Genomic DNA, 19,739 nt, shown 5'->3' on the forward strand with positions numbered 1-19,739 from the left:
CTCAGATCACGCCCAGGACGTCGATCACGAAGAAGAGCGTGGAATTCGCCGGGATCTGGGAGTTCCCCTGATCGCCGTAGCCCTGCGACGGCGGGATGATCACGCCGATCTGCGAGCCGACCTGCTGCCCGATGAGCGCGTCCGCGAAGCCCGGGATCACCTGCGCGTCGGAGCCCTTGGTCACGACGAACGTGGCCGGCGCGCCGTTCTCCCACGTGGAGTCGAACACCGTACCGCCGTCCCAGAGCACGCCCGTGTACTGCACGACGACCGAGTCGCCGTCCTCGATGGTCTGGCCGTTGCCCTGCTTCAGGACCTCGACCTCGGTGCGGTCCTTCACGGGCGGGTCGTTGTCGGGCACGGTGATGCCGGGCCGGCCGTCGGGTGCGAGCACGACCGCCGGGAAGCCGTCGCGGCTGAGGCGCGGCGCGCCGTCGGCCCGCGTCGGGAACGCACGGTCGACGTCGACGACGAGCACGAGGCTGTCGTCGGGCGAGATGTTGAGCGACGGGTTGCCGGCCTCGCCGAACCCGTCGGCGGGCGGCACGACGACCGCGACGCGGGAGCCGACCTTCGCGCACGACAGCGCCTTGTGGAGGCCGGGCAGGATCGCCGTCGAGTTGGTGACCGAGATCGGGTCATCGTCGCCGAAGCCCGCGACCTGCAGCTCCTCGCCGGTCGCCCCGTTGTAGACCGCGAGGCCGACGAGCGCCTGCTGCCCCTCCTGGACGTACTCCCCCTCGCCCGCGATGACCTCGGTGCACTGCGTCTTCTTCGGCACGAGCGGCGTGGGGAACTCCACGCGCGGCGCCTTGCCGAAGTCGCCCTTCACCACGACGGCGTCGGAGGACTGCCCCGGCGCTGCGTCAGGAACGGACGCCGTGGCGCAGCCGGTCAGGGCGACGGCGACCAGGCCGACGGTGGCGATGAGCGCGAGTGACGAGCGCACTGATCCTCGTTTCTTCGAAGGGGGTCGCTGAGGGGCGTAGGTAGCCTACCCGCCGTTTCCGGTGGGTTCGGTGTCAGTCGGGATCGGCAGCGCTGGCGGGGTCGGAGTCGGCCGACTCGTCGTCGTCGGCGCGCGAGCGCTCGGCCGCGGCATCCGCTGCCCGCACGCGCTTGCGAAGCGCCTTGTCGCTCACGACGCGCTCCCCGAGGGCGCCGGGCGTCCAGGCCTCGACGTCCTCGTCGCTGAAGTCGCTCTTCGAGGGGCGGCGCTTGAGCTCGGGCAGCAGGGTGCCGGGCGCGAGCCTGCGCGCCGTGATGAGGAACCCGGTGTGCGCGATCATGCGGTGGTCGGGGCGCACGGCCAAGCCCTGCACGTGCCAGCCGCGCACCATCGTCTCGTTCGACACGGGGTCGGTGTAGAGGCCCGTCGCGCGGACGGCCTCGGCCACGCGCGAGAGCTGCGTGGCGGTGGCGATGTAGCAGAGCAGCACGCCCCCGGGCTTCAGCGCGTCGGAGACGACGTCGATGCACTCCCACGGCGCGAGCATGTCGAGCACGACCCGGTCGACGGATGCCGCGGCCGCCTGCTGCGGCAGCGCCTCCGCCAGATCGCCGAGCGTGATCGACCAGTTCTCGGGGTCGAAGCCGTGGAAGGTCGCCACGTTGCCGCGGGCGACCTCGGCGAACTCCTCGCGGCGCTCGAACGACATGAGGCGCCCCTGCGGACCGATCGCGCGCAGGAGCCAGAGCGAGAGCGCGCCCGAGCCGACGCCGGCCTCCACGACCGTGGCACCGGGGAAGACGTCGGCCTGCGCGAGGATCTGCGCGGCGTCCTTCGGGTAGACGATGGCCGCGCCGCGCGGCATCGACATGACGAAGTCGCCGAGCAGCGGCCGCAGCGCGAGGTACTCGACGCCGACCTGGTTCGCGACCACCGAGCCGTCGGGCAGCCCGATGAGGTCGTCGTGGGCGATCGGTCCCTTGTGGGAGTGGAACAGCTTGCCCGGCTCGAGCGTGATCGTGTGCATCCGGCCCTTGGGGCCCGTGAGCTGCACGCGGTCGCCCGCCCGGAACGGCCCGCTGCGCTCTCCGCGACTCCCGCTCATGCGCGTCCCTCGTGCACGGCGACGAGCTCCGCGACATCCGCCACCGACTTGTCGGCGAGCGTCGGCCACAGCACGTGCGCCGGTGCCTCCTCGAGGGCGAGGAAGTTCGGCACGCCGACGGTGACGGCGCCCGCGGACCACGCCGAGGTGAGCCCGGCGGGCGAGTCCTCGATCGCGACGCAGTCGCGCACGTCGACGCCGAGCTCGGCCGCTGCCACGAGGTAGGGCTCGGGGTGGGGCTTCGGGTTCGCGACGACGTCGCCCGTGACGATCGCGTCGAACGCATCGAACGGGATGGCCGCGATCACATCGTCGGCCATCGATCGGATCGACATGGTCACGAGCGCCGTCGGCACGGATGCCTCGCGCAGCGCCTCGAGGAGCTCGCGGGCGCCCGGGCGCCACGGCACGCCCTGCTCGACGAGTTGCTGCTTCACGCGGTCGGTGAGGCGGTGGACGATGGTGTCGGCGTCGAGGTCGACGCCCGCGGCCTGGAACACGCGGGCGGACTCCCAGAGCCCCATGCCGACGAGGCCGAGGCCGTCCTCATGGGTCCAGCGGCCGCCGAAGGACTCGACGAGCTCCACCTCTGCCGCCATCCAGTACTGCTCGGTGTCGACGAGGGTGCCGTCCATGTCCCAGAGGACGGCGGCGGGGAGGCGAGTGGTCACAACCCGCAAGTCTACGGGCACGGCCTATTGTGGAGGGGACCCCGGTCCACCCGGGGCGGAGAGCGGGGCACCTGCAGTGGATCAGCGGGCCGGATTCGAGGGCGGAAGGCTCCTCGTCGTCGCCTTCGAGGGCTGGAACGACGCCGGAGAGGCCGCGACCGGCGCGGCGAAGCTCCTGGCCGAGCGCCTCGGACTCGTCGAGATCGCCGCGGTCGATCCCGAGCTGTACTTCGACTACCAGTTCACGCGGCCCACCGTCGCGGTCGGCGACGACGGCGCGCGCCGGCTCGAGTGGCCGGGCGCCGCGATCCTCGGCCCCGGCGGGCCGCCCGCGCCGGCCGACGAGGACCGGGTGACCGGCCCCGGCGCCGACACGCTCCACGTGCTGCTCGGGTCCGAGCCCGCGCGCAGCTGGAAGGGCTTCGCCGCGGAGCTCGTCGATGCGGCGCTGGCCGCCGACGTCGAGGGCATCGTGCTGCTCGGCGCGATGCTCGCCGACGCCCCGCACACGCGTCCGCTGGCGGTCTTCGCCTCGAGCGAGAACCGCGAGGTGCGCGACGAGCTCGGCGTCGACCGGTCGAGCTACGAGGGCCCCGTCGGCATCCTCAGCGTGATCGCCGACCAGGCCGAGCGCGTCGGCATCCCCACCGTGTCGCTGTGGGCGTCGGTGCCGCACTACGTGCACAACGCGCCCTCGCCGAAGGCCGTGCTCGCCCTGCTCGCGAAGCTCGAGGAGCTGACGGGGCTCAGCATCCCGCGCGGCTCGCTCGAGACCGAGGCGAAGGCGTGGGAGGCCGGCGTCGACGCCCTCGCCGCCGACGACGAGGACATGGCGGGCTACATCGCCCAGCTCGAGCAGGCGCGCGACGCGGTCGACGCGCCCGAGGCGAGTGGCGAGGCGATCGCGCGCGAGTTCGAGCGCTACCTGCGCCGCCGCGGCGACGGCCCCGAGAGCGGGCGCGCCGACGGTCGCGAGGGTCCCCGCGACGAGCCATGGCGGCCGCGCGACGGCGCCTGAGTCGAGGGGGCTCGGGTTTCGAGACGCGCCCGGTTACGCCGGGCGCTCCTCAACCAGCGTCGATGCGCTACTGCGCGGCATCCGTCACGCGTTGATCGTGCCCGTCGCGAGCAGCGCGAAGATCGTGCCGCCGAGGAGGATGCGGTAGATCACGAACGGCAGGAAGCTGTGCCGCGAGATCCACTGCATGAAGAACGCGATCACGAGGATCGCGACGACGAACGCGACCAGCGTCGCGGCGGCCGTCTCGATGGGGCCGTAGACCGCGGGCTCGCCCCAGCTCTTGAACAGCTGGTAGAACCCCGAGCCGAACACGGCCGGGATCGCGAGCAGGAACGCGTACCGTGCGGCGGCCGCGCGCTCGTAGCCGAGGAACAGGCCCATCGTGATGGTGCCGCCCGAGCGGGAGACGCCGGGGACGAGCGCGAGCGCCTGCGCGAAGCCGAACAGGATGCCGTGCGGCACCGTGATCTGGTCGAGTTTGCGGCGCTTGGCACCCGCCCAATCGGCGAGGCCGAGGATGATGCCGAACACGACGAGCATGGTCGCCACGATCCAGAGCGACCGGAACACGGTCTCGATCTGGTCCTGGAACAGGATGCCGAGCACCACGATCGGGATCGAGCCGATGATGATCAGCCAGCCCATCCGGGCGTCGGGATCGTGTCGGGGCACCCGGCCGAACAGCGACCCGAACCAGTGCGAGACGATGCGCACGATGTCGCGCCAGAAGAACACGACGACGGCGGCCTCGGTGCCGATCTGCGTGATCGCGGTGAAGGCGGCGCCGGGGTCCTGCGCGTTCGGCAGGAACTCGCCGAGGATCCGGAGGTGCGCGCTCGACGAGATCGGGAGGAACTCGGTGAGGCCCTGCACCAGGCCGAGGATGATCGCTTCGAGCACGTTGGGGAATCCGCCTTCCGCCGGCTCTCGCTGAGCGCCGGGAGTCGTCGTCGGTGAGCCGTCGGGGTCAGTAGTCGAGGAGGAGGTCCTCGAGCACCCGTCTTCCGAAGGATAGTGCGTCGAGCGGCACGCGCTCGTCGACGCCGTGGAACATCGCCGGGAAGTCGAGGTCGGCGGGCAGGCGCAGCGGCGAGAACCCGTAGCCCGCGATGCCGAGCCGGTGCAGCGACTTGTTGTCGGTGCCACCTGAGAGGAGGTACGGGAAGACCGGTGCGCCCGGGTCGTGCCGGCCGAGCGATCGGGTCACGGCGTCGACGAGGGGGCCGCGGGTGGATGCCTCGAGCCCGACGTCCTTGTGCACGAACTCGATCTCGATGTCGTCGCCGATGATCTCGCGCACCTCGGCGAGCACGGCCTCCTCCTGCCCGGGGATCGTGCGGATGTCGACGAGCGCCTCCGCGCGGTCGGGGATCACGTTGTGCTTGTAGCCCGCGTCGAGGACCGTGGGGTTCGTCGTGGTGCGCAGCGTCGCGGTGATGAAGCCCGACGCCGAGCCCGTGGCCATCGCGAGCTCGTCGGGCGAGACCTGCTCGGGATCGACCCCGAGCGCGCCGGCGATCGCGGCGAGGAGCTCGCGCGTCGTGTCGGTGAGGTGGAGGGGCCACTCGGTGCGGCCGAGCCGCGCGATCGCCTCGGCGAGCCGGGTCACGGCGTTCTCGCGGACGAGGCGGGAGCCGTGCGCGGCCACGCCGCGGGCGATGAGCCGGACCCAGATGAGCGACTTCTCCCCCGTCTGCAGGAGGTACGCGCGCGTGCCGCCGACGGTGATCGAGTAGCCGCCGACCTCGCTGATCGCCTCGGTGGCGCCCGCGAAGAGCTCGGGGTGGTGGTCGACGAGCCAGCTCGCGCCGCGTCCGCCGCCCGCCTCCTCGTCGGCGAAGAAGGCGACGACGAGCTCGCGCTCGGGCAGCGACCCGTTGCCGATGATGTCCGCCAGGGCCGTGAGGATCATGGCGTCCATGTCCTTCATGTCCACGGCGCCGCGGCCCCAGAGCATGCCGTCGCGGATCTCCCCCGCGAACGGGTCGACGCTCCAGTTGCGCGGGTCGGCCGGCACGACGTCGAGGTGCCCGTGCAGCACGAGCGCGGGCTTGTCGGGATTACGGCCGGGCACGCGCGCGACGACGCTGGTGCGGCGCGCCTCGGGCTCGAACATCCGGGGCTCGAGGCCCAGCGCCGCGAGCCTCGCCTCGACGTACTCGGCGGCCTCGCGCTCGCCCTTCGCGCGCCCCTCTCCGTGGTTGGTCGTGTCGAACCGGATGAGGTCGCGGGCGACCACTGCGGTCTCGTCGAGCTCGGTGCCGGAGTGGGTCGTCTGCGGGGCTGCGGGTGACTCGGCCATGCGTCTCACCGTAGCCCGCCGCCCGGGGTGCGCGTGTACGAGGCGCCCCGGATTCCGTGCTAGTGTCTTCTCTCGGGCCTGCGGGAGACCGGAGGGCCCGACACAACGCGCGGGTGGCGGAAATGGCAGACGCGCTAGCTTGAGGTGCTAGTGCCCTAACGGGCGTGGGGGTTCAAGTCCCCCCTCGCGCACGCGTTGTGAAGAAGGCCGGATCATCATGATCCGGCCTTCTTTCGTTTCCCTCCCGTGTGCGTTTCTCAGGAGATTCGGGGCGGGTCGGCACCGGTCGTGGGCGTGTCGTCCTGAGAACGGGGTGATTCCGGGACTCGCGTCCTGAGAAACGATCGGTTGGCGGGCGGATGCCGCGTGCCGACGCACTGCGAGGTGCGGGTGTCGGCGGCATCCGCCACACTCGTGCCGGCCGGCGCGACACGCCGACGACCCCGGAACGCGGGGTGGACGGTCGGCTCTGCGGACTTGCCGGATTCGAACATATGTTCGAAACTGGAGCATGACCATGATCGCTCCCCTCGACGCCCCAGCGCCCCGCCCGGCGCACGTCGAGGAGCTGCAGGCCCGCATCCGCGGGGTGCAGGCGACGCGGCTCGACTCGAAGGCCGTGCCGACGCATCCGGCGCTCGAGTCGGTGCTGCCGGGCGGCACGCTCCGCGAGGGCACGGTGGTGCAGGTCGAGGGGTCGACCACGCTGCTCATGGCGCTGCTGGCGGGGCCGAGCGCGAGCGGCCGCTGGGTCGCCGTGGCGGGCATGCCCGAGTTCGGGGTCGAGGCGGCCTCGCGGTTCGGCATCGCGCTCGAGCGGCTCGTGCTCGTGCCCGACCCGGGGCGTCAGTGGCTCACGGTCGTCGCCGCGCTCGCCGACGTCATCCCCGTGGTCGCGGTGCGGCCCGCCGGGCGGGTCTCCCCCGCCGAGACGAGCCGACTCCAGGCCCGGCTCCGCCAGCGCGGCACCACGCTCCTCGTCGCGGGCGAATGGCCAGGCAGCGACGCCCGGCTCGGCGTCGAGGCGAGCGAGTGGCAGGGGCTCGAGCGCGGTCACGGGCACCTCGCCGGCCGCGAGGTCGTGGTGAGCGTCGCGGGCCGCGGCGAGTTCGTGCGCCGCACCCGGTCGCGGCTGCGGCTGCCCGACCGCTCGCTCGGGTTCGCGCCCGTCGCGGCCGACGCCCGGCCCGCCGAGCCGATCCGCCTCGACGACCTCGAGCGGAGGGCCACCGGATGACCGTCGACCCCGGCCGCACCATCGTGCTGTGGTGCCCCGACTGGCCGATCCTCGCAGTGTGCCGCGAGCTCGGCCTCGATCCCGACGAGCCGCTCGCGCTCACCGAGGCGGGCCTCGTCTTCGCCTGCTCGGCCGCCGCCCGCCGCGACGGCGTCGCGCGGGGGCTGAAGCTGCGCGAGGCGCAGTACCGCTCCCCTGCGCTCGCGGTGCTCGACTACGACATCGCCCTCGACGTGCGCGTCTTCGAGCCCGTGGTGCGCCGCGTCGAGGCCACGGTGCCCGGCGTGCAGCTCATCCGCCCAGGCACGCTCGCCATGCGCGCCCGCGGTCCGGCGCGTTACTACGGCGGCGAGGAGGCCGCGGCGGCGGCCCTCCTCGAGACCGTCGGGGTGCCCGGCGCCAGGGTCGGCATCGCCGACGGGCCGTTCGCGGCCGAGCAGGCGGCGCGGGCCGCGCGCACGTCGTCGGTCGCGGTCGTGCCGCCCGGGGCATCCGCCGAGTTCATCGCACCGCTGCCCGTGGGCCTCGTGGTCGACGCGCGCACCACGACGCTGCTCACCCGGCTCGGCGTGCGCACGCTCGGCGAGTTCGCCGCGCTCCCCGCCGACGACGTGCGGCGCCGGTTCGGCGCGGCCGGGGCGCTCGCACACGACCGGGCGGCCGGTCGCGAGCAGGCACGGGTCGTCGCGCGCACGCCGCCGCCCGAGTTCGAGGTGGAGCAGCACTTCGAGCCCCCGCTCGACCGCATCGACCAGCTCGCCTTCGCGTTCCGCGTGGGCGCCGAGGAGTTCATCGAGCGCATGCGCGGCGTGCGCCTGGTGTGCACGGGCCTGCGCATCGAGCTCGACGACGAGGGCGGCGGCCACTCCAGCCGCAGCTGGCTGCATCCGCGCTGGTTCACGCCCGCCGACGTCGTCGACCGGGTGCGCTGGCAGCTGCAGGGCGCCGGCACCGCCGACAGCGGGCTCGCCTCGCCGATCGTGCGGCTGCGGGTCGTGCCCGAGCGCGTCGACTCCACGGGCAACCATGAAGAGGGGCTCTGGGGCGGCGGCCCCGACGAGCGCGTGCACCACGGGCTCACGCGCGTGCAGAGCATGCTCGGGCACGAGGCGGTCGTGACCGCGGCGATCGGCGGCGGCCGCATGCTCGCCGACCGGCAGGTGCTCGTGCCGTGGGGCGACCGTCCGCCCGAGCGCGCCGGCGACGCGCCGTGGCCCGGGAGCCTGCCCGCGCTGGCGCCCGCGAGCGTGTTCCGCGAGCGGCTGCCGATCGCGCTCCTCGACGCGCGCGGCGAGCTCGTCGCCGTCGACGCCCGCGGCGCGATCTCGGCGTCGCCCGAGCGGTTCGCCGTGGGCGGCGGGGAGGCCGCGCCGGTGCGCGCCTGGGCCGGTCCCTGGCCGGTCGTCGAGCGCTGGTGGGACGCCGAGCAGGCCAAGCGCGTGCACCGGTTCCAGGTCGTCGACGACGACGGCTGCGCCTGGCTCCTCGTGCGCGACCGCGAGGGCTGGTGGGCCGAGGCGAGGTACGACTGATGGGCTGGAACAATCCGTCGATCCCGTGGTCGGAGCTCGAGCAGAAGCTCTCCGACCGGCGGCGTCCGGGCGGGCCCCCGATCATCGCCGACGGCGGCGACAGCCCGGCGTGGAGCCGCAAGCGGCATCCGTACCGCCCGTCGGAGGGGCTCGAGGCGCCGGCCGGCCCGATCGTGCCGTACGCCGAGCTGCACGCGCACTCCGCGTTCAGCTTCCTCGACGGCGCCTCCTCGCCCGAGCAGCTCGTCGAGGAGGCGCACCGGCTCGGGCTCTCGGGCCTCGCGATCACCGATCACGACGGCTTCTACGGCATCGTGCGGTTCGCCGAGGCGGCCGAGAGCTTCCCCGAGCTCACCACGGTGTTCGGGGCGGAGCTCTCGCTCGGTCTCCCCGAGCCGCAGATGGGCGTCGCCGACCCCGAGGGCGAGCACCTGCTCGTGCTCGCCCGGCAGGAGGCGGGCTACCACCGGCTCGCGAGCGCGATCACCGCGGGGCAGCTCGCGGGCGGCGAGAAGGGGCGACCGGTCTACGCGCTCGAGGAGCTCGCGGCGCAGTCGGGCGGCGAGTGGGTGATCCCCACCGGATGCCGCAAGGGCGCCGTGCGGCGCGCGCTGGCCGACGGCGGGGCGGATGCCGCGTGGCGCGAGCTCGACCGGCTCGTCGCGCTGTTCGGCCGCGACCACGTCGTCGTGGAGCTCTTCGATCACGGGCACCCGCACGACCAGGACGCGAACGACGCCCTCGCGGCCCTCGCCGAGCGCGCCCGCGTGCCGCTGCTCGCGACCAACGCGGTGCACTACGCCACGCCCGGCGAGCACCGCCTCGCGTCGGCGCTCGCGGCGGTGCGCGCCCGGCGCAGCCTCGACGAGCTCGACGGGTGGCTCCCCGCTTCCGACGGGCTGCACCTGCGCTCGGGCGCCGAGATGATGCGCCGCTTCGACCGGTACCCGGGCGCCGTCGCCCGCTCGGTCACGCTCGCCGAGGAGCTCGGGTTCCGGCTGCGCAGCGCCCGCCCGCGGCTGCCCCGGCAGGAGGTGCCCGAGGGGCACACGCCCATGAGCTGGCTGCGCGAGCTCGTGTGGTCGGGCGCCGAGCGGCGCTACCCCGGGCTCCCAGACCACGTGCGCGAGCGCCTCGCCCGCGAGCTCGACGTCATCGAGCAGAAGGACTTCCCCGGCTACTTCCTCATCGTGTACGACCTCGTGCGCGAGGCGCGCAGTCGCGGCATCCTGTGCCAGGGACGCGGCTCGGCCGCGAACTCGGCGGTCTGCTACGTGCTCGACATCACCGCGGTCGACTCGATCTACTTCGACCTGCCGTTCGAGCGCTTCCTGTCGGCGCTGCGCGACGAGGAGCCCGACATCGACGTCGACTTCGACTCCGACCGGCGCGAGGAGATCATCCAGTACGTCTACGGCAAGTACGGCCGCCACAACGCCGCGCAGGTGGCGAACGTCATCAGCTACCGCCCGAAGGTCGCGGTGCGCGACATGGCGAAGGCGCTCGGGTACTCCACCGGGCAGCAGGACGCCTGGTCGAAGCAGGTCGAGCGGTGGGGCGCCGTGGTCTCCACCGACGACCACGATATCCCCGCCCCGGTCGTCGAGCTCGCCGAGCAGCTGCTCACGTTCCCGCGGCACCTCGGCATCCACTCGGGCGGCATGGTGCTCACCGACCGGCCCGTCGGCGAGGTGTGCCCGATCGAGCATGCCCGCATGGAGAACCGCACGGTGCTGCAGTGGGACAAGGACGACTGCGCATGGATGGGCCTCGTGAAGTTCGACCTGCTCGGGCTCGGCATGCTCGCCGCGCTGCAGTACACGTTCGACCTCGTGCGCGAGACGACGGGCGAGGAGTGGGAGCTCGCCACCATCCCGAAGGAGGAGGCGGCCGTCTACGACATGCTCTGCCGCGCCGACTCGGTGGGCGTGTTCCAGGTCGAGAGCCGCGCGCAGATGGGCACGCTCCCCCGGCTGCAGCCGCGCTGCTTCTACGACCTCGTGGTCGAGATCGCGCTCATCCGGCCCGGTCCCGTGCAGGGCGGGGCGGTGCATCCGTACATCCGCCGGCGCACGGGCGAGGAGCCGGTGAGCTACCTGCACCCGAAGCTCGAGCCCGTGCTCGCCCGCACGCTCGGCGTGCCGCTCTTCCAAGAGCAGCTCATGCAGATGGCGGTCGCGGTCGGCAATTGCAGCGCGGCCGACGCCGACCTGCTGCGCCGGGCGATGGGCTCCAAGCGCGGCATCGAGAAGATCGAGCGGCTCCGCGAGAAGCTCTACGCCGGCATGGCCGAGAACGGCATCGCCCTCGACGTGGCCGACTCCATCTACGAGAAGATCGAGGCGTTCGCGAACTTCGGCTTCGCCGAGAGCCACGCCCTGAGCTTCGGGCTGCTCGTCTACGCGAGCTCCTGGCTGAAGCTGCACTACCCCGCCGCGTTCCTCGCCGCGCTGCTGCGCGCGCAGCCGATGGGCTTCTACTCGCCGCAGACGCTCACCGCCGACGCGCGACGGCACGGCGTGCGGATGCTGCGACCCGACATCCTGCGCTCGGGGGTCGACGCGCGGCTCGAGGCGATCGAATCGCCCGCTGAGCCCGTCGAAGCCGGCTCCCTTCGACGGGCTCAGGGAGCAGCACGGGCTCAGGGAACAGCACGGGCTCAGGGAGCAGCACGGGCTCAGGGAGCAGCGGCGACCGGCATGGACGCGTGCGTCGACGCCGAGCAGCCGCCCGTCGACCGCTTCGACCGGGAGGCGCCGGACCGCTCCGCCGAGCACCGGCGTGACGGCGCATACGCCGTACGGCTCGGGCTCGCCGACGTCTCGTCGATCGGCACGGCCGTGGCCGAGCGCATCATCGCCGAGCGCGACGCCCGCGGCCCGTACCGCGACATGGCCGACGTCTCCCGCCGGGCCGGCCTCGACGCTGAGCAACTCGAGGCACTGGCCGCGGCCGGCGCGTTCTCGGGCTTCGGGCTCGAGCGCCGCGAGGCCCTCTGGCTCGCGGGCGAGGCCGCGCAGGACCGCGAGGAGTACCTCGCCGGCTCGGTCGTCGTGGTGCAGCCGCCGCTGCTGCCGATGCTGAGCGACGCCGAACAGGTCGTGTACGACCTGTGGGCGACCGGCATCTCCCCCGACGACCACCCGATCCGGCACATCCGCGAGCAGCTCGACGAGCGCGGGGCCATTCGCATCGACCGCCTGCGACAGACCGAGAGCGGCCGGCGCATCGAGGTGGGCGGCGTCGTCACGCACCGGCAGCGGCCCGCGACGGCGAGCGGCATCACGTTCATGAACGTGGAGGACGAGTCGGGCACGCTCAACGTGATCGCCGGGGTCGGCGTGTGGAACCGCTACCGGCGCGTCGCCCGCGAGGCACCCGCGATGATCGTGCGCGGCATCCTCGAGCGCTCGCCCGAGGGGGTCGTCAACCTCGTCGCCGACCGATTCGAGCGCCTCACCGTGTCGGCGCCGAGCCGCTCGCGCGACTTCCGCTAGCCTCGACCGGTGCCGAACCCGACCCACGACCCGAACGGACCCGATCGCTACGGTACCGACGTGCTCGCGGGCGACTGGCGCGCTCGCGGTCGCCGTACGATCCCGACGGTCGAGGCCGAGCGCGACCTCGTGGTCGAGCTCGCCGCCGACGGGTTCTGCGGGGCCGTCGTCGCGGTCGACAAGCGGCACGTCACGCTCGAGGACCGGTTCGGCGCGAAGCGCCTGTTCCCGCTCGGGCACGGCTTCCTCGTCGACGGCGAGGCCGTGCAGCTCGTGTTCCCGACGCCGAAGGCGCCGACCGGGAGGCTCCGCACCGCGTCGGGCTCGTTCGCCGTCGAGCAGGCGCCCGCCCGCGTCGCCCTGCCGAGCCGCATCTTCGTCGAGGGCCGCCACGACGCCGAGCTCGTCGAGAAGGTCTGGGGCGCAGACCTGCGCATCGAGGGCGTCGTGGTCGAGTACCTCGAGGGCGTGGACGTGCTCGCCGCACAGCTCGACGAGTTCCGTCCGGGTCCCGGCCGCCGCGCCGGCATCCTCGTCGACCACCTTGTGGCGGGATCGAAGGAGCAGCGCATCGCCGGCGCGGTCGCGCGCGGCCCGCATGGCCGGCACGTGCTCGTGGTGGGGCATCCGTTCATCGACGTCTGGCAGGCCGTGAAGCCCGCCCGCCTCGGCCGCGACGCGTGGCCGGTCATCCCGCGCGGCACCGAGTGGAAGCACGGCGTGTGCGAGGCGTTCGGCTGGCCGCATGCCGAGCAGGCCGACATCGCGCGGGCCTGGCAGCACATCCTCGGTCGCGTGCGCGGCTACGGCGACCTCGAGCCCGCACTCCTCGGTCGTGTCGAGGAGCTCATCGACTTCGTGACGGCCCCCGCGGAGGGCTGAGCCGGCGCACGTAGAGCGCCCCTGCTCGCGGCGTCCAGCGAGCCGTGGCGCGGCCGCGCGACCTTCGGCTCCCCGAAACCCGTTCGGCGCTCCGAAATGCTGCCAATCCGGGCTGTTCGGCCGGTTGGCGCCCGGCGCGCCGATATCGTGGCTGAGGCCGCGCGAGCGGCGAGGACGTGACGGAGCGGGAGCGACGGACGTCGGCTCCCCGATGGGATGTGGAGCACATGACGGACGAACGGCCGGGAACGGCGGCGGACCGGGCACGCTGGCGGCGCTACCTCGCGGACGAGCGGGCTGAGGCGGCCGTCTACCGCGAGCTCGCCGCACGACGCGATGGCGAGGAGCGGGAGATCCTCCTGGCGCTGGCGGCCGCCGAGGGTCGGCACGAGGCGCACTGGCTCCGGCTGCTCGACGGCGACGACTCCGGCGTGCCCCGCGCCGATCTGCGGACACGGATGCTCGGCGGCCTCGCCCGCCGGTTCGGCTCGATCTTCGTGCTCGCGCTCGCCCAGCGCGCCGAGGCCCGCTCTCCCTATGCCACCGACCCCGACGCGACCGCCGCCATGGCCGCCGACGAGCGCATCCACGGTGAGGTCGTGCGCGGGCTCGCCGCGCGCGGTCGACGCCGACTCGCCGGCACGTTCCGCGCGGCGGTGTTCGGCGCGAACGACGGCCTCGTCTCGAACCTCGCGCTCGTGCTCGGCATCGGCGCGACGGGAGTTCCGGCGTCCGTGGTGCTGTTCACCGGCATCGCGGGACTGCTCGCGGGTGCGCTCTCGATGGGTGCCGGCGAGTACGTGTCGGTGCGGTCGCAGCGCGAGCTGCTCGAGGCATCCGCCCCCGACCCGACCGCGCGTGAGGCACTCGTCGACCTCGACCTCGACGCCAACGAGCTCGCCCTCGTCTATCGTGCGCGCGGCATGGAGGAGGAGGACGCCCGCGACCACGCGGCGCTCGTGATGGCCCGCGTGCGCGCGGCCGAGCAGCTCGCGGCGCCGACCGATGCGCTGGCCGTCTCGGCGACGCACGACGACGAGGCCGTCGGCACGGGCATGTCGGCCGCGATCTCGAGCTTCCTCTTCTTCGCGTCCGGCGCCTTGATCCCGGTGCTGCCCTGGATCCTCGGCCTCAGCGGCACGGCTGCGATCATCACGGCGACCGTGCTCGTGAGCATCGCGCTCCTCGCGACCGGCGCGACCGTCGGCCTGCTGTCGGGCGCGTCGCCGATGAAGCGCGCGTTCCGCCAGCTCGCGATCGGCCTCGGCGCAGCCGCGGTCACGTACGTGCTGGGCCTGGCGTTCGGCGCGACGATCGGCTGACCCGGACCCGGGCCGGGCCGGGCCGGAGCCGGACCCGAGGCCTAGCCGACGAGGCGGTTCCAGCCGTCGCCGTCGACGTGCTCGAAGATGAGGTTCGTCTCGGTGTGCGCCACGGCCGGATGCCCCGTGAGGTGCGCGAGCACGAACTCGCGGAGCTCCTCGGCGTCGCGTGCGGCCACGTGCAGCAGGTAGTCCTCGGCGCCCGCCATGTGGAACACGCCGAGCACGCCCGGCAGGTGCGGCACCTGGGCGCGGAACGCGTCGATCTCGCTGCGGTCGTGCTTCACGAGGCGTATCGCGATCAGCGCCTGCAGCGACACCCCGAGCGAGGCCAGGTCGACATCGACGTGGTAGCCGCGGACCGTCCCGAGACTCTGCAGTCGGCGGAGCCGGAGCGATACGGTGGACTCGGCGACGCCGACCTCGGCGGCGAGGGCGGCGCCCGAGGCCCTCGCATTCGCCGAGAGCGCGCGCAGCAGCGCACGGTCGACGCGGTCGAGTTCGGGTTTCTGCGCCATGGGTTCGGCTCCTATCGGAGTGTCGTGAAGATTCTTCGGTGCTACGAGTCTATCGCGATGATCATGCATCCGTGTTTGCGAATTGTCACAGATCCTGCTTCATTCGAGGCATGCAGACATCGTCGTCGCAGTTCGAGACCCGCGCCGTGCACGGCGGCATGGACGGGGTCCGGGCGAGCGGTTCACACGTCCCAGTCATCGACTTCTCCACCACGAATCCGCTCGGCTCGGTCGAGACCGGCGGCCTCTCCTACGAGGAGCTCGCCACCGGCCACGACCTCGGCGACGGCCGCTCCGCCGTCTACCAGCGCCTCTGGCAGCCCGGCGTCGCGCGCTTCGAGGAGTCCCTCGCGGGCCTCGAGGGCACCGAGGGCGCGGTCGCGTTCGCGAGCGGCATGGCGGCGCTCGCGGCGACGCTCATCGCGACGGCATCCGCCGGCAAGCCGCACGTCGTCGCCGTGCGCCCGCTCTACGGCGGCACCGACCACGTGCTCGAGAGCGGCCTGCTCGGCACCCGGGTCACCTGGACCGACGCCGAGGGCGTCGCCGCCGCGATCGAGGCCGACACCGGGCTCGTCATCGTCGAGACGCCTGCGAACCCGACGCTCGAGCTGCTCGACCTGCGCCGCGTGACGGATGCCGCGGGCGACGTGCCCGTGCTCGTCGACAACACGTTCGCGACCCCTGTGCTGCAGCGTCCGGCCGAGCACGGCGCCACGCTCGTGCTGCACAGCGCCACGAAGTACCTCGGCGGACACGGCGATGTCATGGGCGGCGTCGTCGCGGGCGACCGCGAGTGGGTCGAGCGACTCCGTCGCGTGCGCGCGCTCACTGGCGGCCTCCTGCACCCGATGGCGGCGTACCTGCTGCACCGCGGCCTCCGCACGCTGCCCGTGCGCGTCCGTGCCCAGCAGGAGACGGCACGGGTGCTCGCCGAGCGCCTGATTGCGCACCCCGCGGTGGCGCGCGTGCGCTACCCCGGGCTGCCCGGGCAGGACCCGCAGGGCCTGGTCGGCACCCAGCTCTCGGGTCCGGGGTCGATCATCGCGATCGAGCTCGCGGGCGGCTACGACGCCGCGGCGCGCTTCACGGAGTCGTGCGAGCTCGCCACGCACGCGGTCTCGCTCGGCGGCGTGGACACGCTGGTGCAGCACCCGGCGTCGTTGACGCACCGGCCGGTCGCGGGCGACGCGAAGCCGAACGCGGCCGTCGTGCGCCTCTCGATCGGGCTCGAGCACGTCGACGACCTCACGGCCGACCTCATGGCGGCGCTCGACGCCGCGGCGGAGCACGGCGGGCTCGCGGTCGCCGAGCACGCCGACGCGTCGCTCGCCTGAGCGCCGACGCCGCACGCCGCGATCAGTCCGCGGCGTGCGGCGGCACATGCGTCGAACCGGTCGACCGCGCATCGGCGGCCGGCGGCGTCGCTCCTGTCGCATCCGGGGACGGCGCGGGGTTCCGGATGCCGAGCCACGACACGATGCCGCCGATGACGAGGAACACCGCCGTGGCGACGGCGGCGCGGCGGTAGCCGACGACGTCGAGCTGCGTGCCGACGATCACCCCGATGCTCGCGATGGCGACGAGTCCGGCGATGCGGGCCACGGCGTTGTTGACCGCGGAGCCGATGCCCGCGCGGGCGGGGTCGACCGCGCCGAGGATCGCGGCGGTGAGCGGCGCCACCGTGATGGCCATGCCGAGCCCCATGAGCAGGATGCCGGGCAGGAGGTGCAGCCAGTAGTTCAGCTCCTCCTGCACCATGACGGTGAGCAGGTAGCCGACCCCGACGACGAGCGGCCCGACGGTCATGAAGATGCGCGGGCCGTAGCGCGTCGAGAGCGTGCCGAACCGGGAGCCGAACAGCACGAGCATGATCGTGGGCGGCAGGGTAGCGAGCCCGGCCATGGTAGCCGAGAACCCTGCGAACTGCTGCAGGAAGATCGTCAGCGCGAAGGGGCCGAGCGAGAACGCGGCGTAGATGAAGAGGGTGGCGACGTTGCCCCAGGCGAAGTTGCGCGCCTGGAACAGCGAGAGCGGCAGCATCGGATGCCGCGACCGGCGCTCCCACAGCACGAACGCCACGAGCGCGACGAGTCCGACGACGAGCGGGACCCAGACCACGGGCGAACCCCACCCGAACCGCCCCTGCTCGATGAGGGCGAACACCGTGCCGCCGAGGCCCACGATGCCGAGCGCGGCGCCGACCCAGTCGATCGGCTCGCGGTCGGGGTTCGGCTCGTCGCGACCCAGGGCCCGCATCATCACGAGCACGACGGCGATCGGCACGACGTTGATCCAGAACACGAGCCGCCACGACACGAGGTCGACGAGGAGACCGCCGAAGAGCGGTCCGATGAGGAAGGCGCTCGTCGTCCACGCGGTCCACTGCCCGATCGCGCGGCCCTGCTCGGACTTCGAGAAGGTCGCGATGATGATTGCGAGGGAGCTCGGCACGAGCAGCGCGCCCGCCGCGCCCTGGAGGGCGCGGCCTATGATGAAGACGATGCCGCTCGGCGCGATCGCGCAGATGACCGAGGTGACGGCGAAGCCGTAGAGCCCGATGCGGATGATGCGCAGCCGGCCGAAGGAGTCGGACAGCGACCCCGCGAGCAGGATGAACGCGCCGAGCGTGAGCAGGTACGCGTCGACCGCCCACTGCTGCAGCGCGAGGCCGCCCCCGAGCTCGGCGGCGAGCGACGGCAGCGCGACGTTGATGACCGCGCCGTCGAGGAACGCGATGAACGAGACGACGATGGCGACGATGAGCACACGGGTGCGGCGGTCCACTCGCCCATGGTGGCACACCCCGCCGACGTCCGCCGAGCCCCTCGAGCCCGTGCGCTCAGGCCGTCGCCGAGCCGCTTCGGACGTGCACGCTCAGCGCCCGCCGAGCCGCTTGCGCAGCAGCTCGATGCGCGCCTGCAGCTGGGTCACCGTCGCGTGCGCGACGTCGGGGCCGCCGCACGCGCGGCGCAGCTCGCCGTGCACGAGCGAGTGCGCAGTGCCGGTCTGTCGCGCGTAGAGGCCGACGAGGGAGTTGAGCAGCGACCGCTGCTCCTTGAGCGTGCGGTAGAGCGCGACGGGCTCGGGGTCGGCGGATGCCTCGGACTCGGCCACGTGGCGGCGTCGGTCCCCCGCGCGGCGCGCCTGCCTGGCCTGCCGATGCCGAAGCAGCTCGGCGACCTGCTCGGGCTCCAGAAGTCCCGGGATGCCGATGAAGTCGAACTCCTCGTCGCTGCCGGGCTCGGCGAGGGTGCCGAACTCGGTGCCGTCGAAGACGACGCGATCGAACGCGGCATCCGACGCGATCGCCTGCCAGGTGCCGAGCCCGAGTTCCTCCGAGGCACGGTCCTCGCGGTTCGCCGACTCGAGCAGGCTGTCGTCGAGGCCGTCGTCGTCGCCATCGCCATCACGGCGGTCGAGCGCATGGTCGCGCTCGAGCTCGAGCAGGGCCGCGAGCTCCATGAGCACGGGCACGTTCGGCAGGAACACGGACGCGGTCTCGCCGCGGCGCCGGGCGCGCACGAAGCGGCCGATCGCCTGCGCGAAGAACAGCGGCGTCGAGGCGCTCGTCGCGTAGACCCCGACGGCGAGGCGCGGCACGTCGACGCCCTCGGAGACCATGCGCACCGCGACCATCCACCGTCGCGCGTTGCCCGAGAACTCCTCGATGCGCGCGCTCGCCTCCTTCTCGTCGGAGAGCACGACCGTGACGGGCTCGCCGCAGATGCCCTCGAGGATCTGCGCGTACGCCCGCGCGACGGTCTGGTCGGTCGCGATGACGAGCCCGCCGGCGTCGGGGATCGACTGGCGGACCTCGGTGAGGCGGCGGTCGGCCGATGCGAGCACGGCCGGGATCCACTCCCCCGTCGGCTCGAGCGCGGTGCGCCACGCCGACGAGGTGATGTCCTTCGTGTTGTCCTCGCCGAGCCGCGCCTCCATCTCGTCGCCGGCCTTCGTGCGCCACCGCATGTGGCCGGCGTAGACCATGAAGATGACGGGCCGCACGACGCCGTCGGCCAGCGCCCGACCGTAGCCGTAGTCGTAGTCCGTCTGCGAGAGCCGGATGCCCTTCGCGTCGGGCTCGTACCGCACGAACGGGATGGGCGCCGTGTCGGACCGGAACGGCGTGCCCGTGAGCGACAGCCGCTTCGTCGCGGGCTCGAACGCCTCGCGGATCGCGTCGCCCCATGAGAGGGCGTCGCCGCCGTGGTGCACCTCGTCGAGGATCACGAGGGTGCGCCCCGAGATCGTGAGCTCGCGGTGCAGCGCCGGGCGCATCGCGACCTGCGCGTAGGTGACCGCGACGCCGTGGAAGTGGCGTGCGGTCTGGCCGTGGGCGTTGCGGAACCCGGGGTCGAGTCGGATGCCGGCGCGCGCCGCGGCATCCGCCCACTGGCGTTTGAGGTGGTCGGTCGGCGCGACCACGGTGATGCGGTCGATGATGCGGCGGTGCCGCAGCTCGGCGGCGAGGCGCAGGGCGAAGGTCGTCTTGCCGGCGCCCGGCGTCGCGGCCGCGAGGAAGTCGCGCGGCAGCTCGGCGAGGTACTGCTCGAGGGCTTCGGCCTGCCAGGCGCGCAGCTTGCTCGCGGTGCCCCAGGCGGCGCGCTCGGGGAAGGACGGGGAGAGGTGCTCGGCGGCCGAGGTGCCCGGCAGGTTGCCGGAGGGGGTCGCTGTGCTCACTGGATCCGAGCGTAGCGGAG

General features: G+C 73.2%; 15 protein-coding genes and 1 tRNA gene. 8 read left to right on the forward strand and 8 right to left on the reverse strand.

Annotation, left to right across the window (positions count from 1 at the left end; genetic code table 11):
- Position 1: 1 nt before the first annotated feature.
- From ACFVN5_RS09125 to ACFVN5_RS09135, 3 genes are all read right to left on the reverse strand, one after another.
- Positions 2-949, reverse strand: coding sequence for an FKBP-type peptidyl-prolyl cis-trans isomerase (locus ACFVN5_RS09125; protein ID WP_376954706.1), 948 nt, complete (start codon positions 947-949; stop codon positions 2-4).
- Between the two features lie 73 nt (positions 950-1,022).
- Positions 1,023-2,054 (reverse strand): tRNA (adenine-N1)-methyltransferase, encoded by a 1,032-nt coding sequence (locus ACFVN5_RS09130; protein ID WP_376954707.1) that lies wholly within the window; start codon positions 2,052-2,054, stop codon positions 1,023-1,025.
- The gene (locus ACFVN5_RS09135) at positions 2,051-2,725 is read right to left on the reverse strand and encodes an HAD family hydrolase (protein ID WP_376954708.1); all 675 of its coding nucleotides are present in this window, start codon (positions 2,723-2,725) and stop codon (positions 2,051-2,053) included. The genes ACFVN5_RS09130 and ACFVN5_RS09135 overlap by 4 nt, the downstream gene beginning before the upstream one ends.
- 76 nt (positions 2,726-2,801) lie before the next feature.
- Here ACFVN5_RS09135 and ACFVN5_RS09140 point away from each other — a divergent pair, with 76 nt between their 5' ends.
- A complete protein-coding gene (locus tag ACFVN5_RS09140; RefSeq protein ID WP_376954709.1) occupies positions 2,802-3,743 on the forward strand; it encodes a PAC2 family protein in 942 nt (313 codons plus the stop codon).
- Between the two features lie 84 nt (positions 3,744-3,827).
- Here ACFVN5_RS09140 and ACFVN5_RS09145 read toward each other — a convergent pair whose 3' ends face one another.
- Positions 3,828-4,646, reverse strand: a complete 819-nt coding sequence (locus ACFVN5_RS09145) for an undecaprenyl-diphosphate phosphatase (protein WP_376954710.1) — start codon at positions 4,644-4,646, stop codon at positions 3,828-3,830.
- A gap of 67 nt (positions 4,647-4,713) precedes the next feature.
- Positions 4,714-6,048: a M20/M25/M40 family metallo-hydrolase gene (locus ACFVN5_RS09150; RefSeq protein WP_376954711.1), complete on the reverse strand. Its 1,335-nt coding sequence runs from the start codon at positions 6,046-6,048 to the stop codon at positions 4,714-4,716.
- 107 nt (positions 6,049-6,155) lie between these two features.
- Between ACFVN5_RS09150 and ACFVN5_RS09155 the strand changes: the two genes are divergently transcribed.
- From ACFVN5_RS09155 to ACFVN5_RS09180, 6 genes are all read left to right on the forward strand, one after another.
- Positions 6,156-6,239, forward strand: a tRNA-Leu gene (locus ACFVN5_RS09155).
- 326 nt (positions 6,240-6,565) lie between these two features.
- A complete protein-coding gene (locus tag ACFVN5_RS09160) occupies positions 6,566-7,285 on the forward strand; it encodes a hypothetical protein (RefSeq protein WP_376954712.1) in 720 nt (239 codons plus the stop codon).
- On the forward strand, positions 7,282-8,817 hold the full coding sequence (locus ACFVN5_RS09165; RefSeq protein ID WP_376954713.1) for a DNA polymerase Y family protein: 1,536 nt from the start codon (positions 7,282-7,284) through the stop codon (positions 8,815-8,817). The genes ACFVN5_RS09160 and ACFVN5_RS09165 overlap by 4 nt, the downstream gene beginning before the upstream one ends.
- Entirely contained in the window at positions 8,817-12,314 is a 3,498-nt protein-coding gene (locus ACFVN5_RS09170; RefSeq protein ID WP_376954715.1) for an error-prone DNA polymerase, read from the forward strand. The genes ACFVN5_RS09165 and ACFVN5_RS09170 overlap by 1 nt, the downstream gene beginning before the upstream one ends.
- Positions 12,315-12,323: 9 nt before the next feature.
- On the forward strand, positions 12,324-13,196 hold the full coding sequence (locus ACFVN5_RS09175; RefSeq protein ID WP_376954716.1) for a DUF3097 domain-containing protein: 873 nt from the start codon (positions 12,324-12,326) through the stop codon (positions 13,194-13,196).
- 227 nt (positions 13,197-13,423) lie between these two features.
- Positions 13,424-14,518 carry a VIT1/CCC1 family protein gene (locus tag ACFVN5_RS09180; protein WP_376954717.1) on the forward strand — a complete coding sequence of 365 codons (1,095 nt, stop codon included), beginning with the start codon at positions 13,424-13,426 and terminating at the stop codon, positions 14,516-14,518.
- Between the two features lie 41 nt (positions 14,519-14,559).
- On the opposite strand, the gene ACFVN5_RS09185 is transcribed toward ACFVN5_RS09180, so the two are convergent.
- Positions 14,560-15,036, reverse strand: coding sequence for an Lrp/AsnC family transcriptional regulator (locus tag ACFVN5_RS09185; RefSeq protein ID WP_376954718.1), 477 nt, complete (start codon positions 15,034-15,036; stop codon positions 14,560-14,562).
- A gap of 110 nt (positions 15,037-15,146) precedes the next feature.
- Between ACFVN5_RS09185 and ACFVN5_RS09190 the strand changes: the two genes are divergently transcribed.
- Complete coding sequence (locus ACFVN5_RS09190; RefSeq protein ID WP_376954720.1) at positions 15,147-16,373, forward strand: trans-sulfuration enzyme family protein; 1,227 nt, start codon at positions 15,147-15,149, stop codon at positions 16,371-16,373.
- Positions 16,374-16,395: 22 nt separating this feature from the next.
- Here ACFVN5_RS09190 and ACFVN5_RS09195 read toward each other — a convergent pair whose 3' ends face one another.
- Complete coding sequence (locus ACFVN5_RS09195; protein WP_376954722.1) at positions 16,396-17,823, reverse strand: DHA2 family efflux MFS transporter permease subunit; 1,428 nt, start codon at positions 17,821-17,823, stop codon at positions 16,396-16,398.
- Positions 17,824-17,913: 90 nt separating this feature from the next.
- Positions 17,914-19,719 carry a DEAD/DEAH box helicase gene (locus ACFVN5_RS09200; protein ID WP_376954723.1) on the reverse strand — a complete coding sequence of 602 codons (1,806 nt, stop codon included), beginning with the start codon at positions 19,717-19,719 and terminating at the stop codon, positions 17,914-17,916.
- Positions 19,720-19,739 lie beyond the last annotated feature (20 nt).

Source organism: Agromyces sp. NPDC057865, assembly GCF_042796995.1.
Classification (GTDB): Bacteria; Actinomycetota; Actinomycetes; order Actinomycetales; family Microbacteriaceae; genus Agromyces.

What these genes read in the sequence shown, in the direction of transcription:
- ACFVN5_RS09130 (WP_376954707.1), bottom strand. Translation starts at nt 2,054, where the DNA reads ATGAGCGGGAGTCGCGGAGAGCGCAGCGGGCCGTTCCGGGCGGGCGAC.
- ACFVN5_RS09150 (WP_376954711.1), bottom strand. Translation starts at nt 6,048, where the DNA reads ATGGCCGAGTCACCCGCAGCCCCGCAGACGACCCACTCCGGCACCGAG.
- ACFVN5_RS09160 (WP_376954712.1), top strand. Translation starts at nt 6,566, where the DNA reads ATGATCGCTCCCCTCGACGCCCCAGCGCCCCGCCCGGCGCACGTCGAG.
- ACFVN5_RS09165 (WP_376954713.1), top strand. Translation starts at nt 7,282, where the DNA reads ATGACCGTCGACCCCGGCCGCACCATCGTGCTGTGGTGCCCCGACTGG.
- ACFVN5_RS09170 (WP_376954715.1), top strand. Translation starts at nt 8,817, where the DNA reads ATGGGCTGGAACAATCCGTCGATCCCGTGGTCGGAGCTCGAGCAGAAG.
- ACFVN5_RS09180 (WP_376954717.1), top strand. Translation starts at nt 13,424, where the DNA reads ATGACGGACGAACGGCCGGGAACGGCGGCGGACCGGGCACGCTGGCGG.
- ACFVN5_RS09185 (WP_376954718.1), bottom strand. Translation starts at nt 15,036, where the DNA reads ATGGCGCAGAAACCCGAACTCGACCGCGTCGACCGTGCGCTGCTGCGC.
- ACFVN5_RS09190 (WP_376954720.1), top strand. Translation starts at nt 15,147, where the DNA reads ATGCAGACATCGTCGTCGCAGTTCGAGACCCGCGCCGTGCACGGCGGC.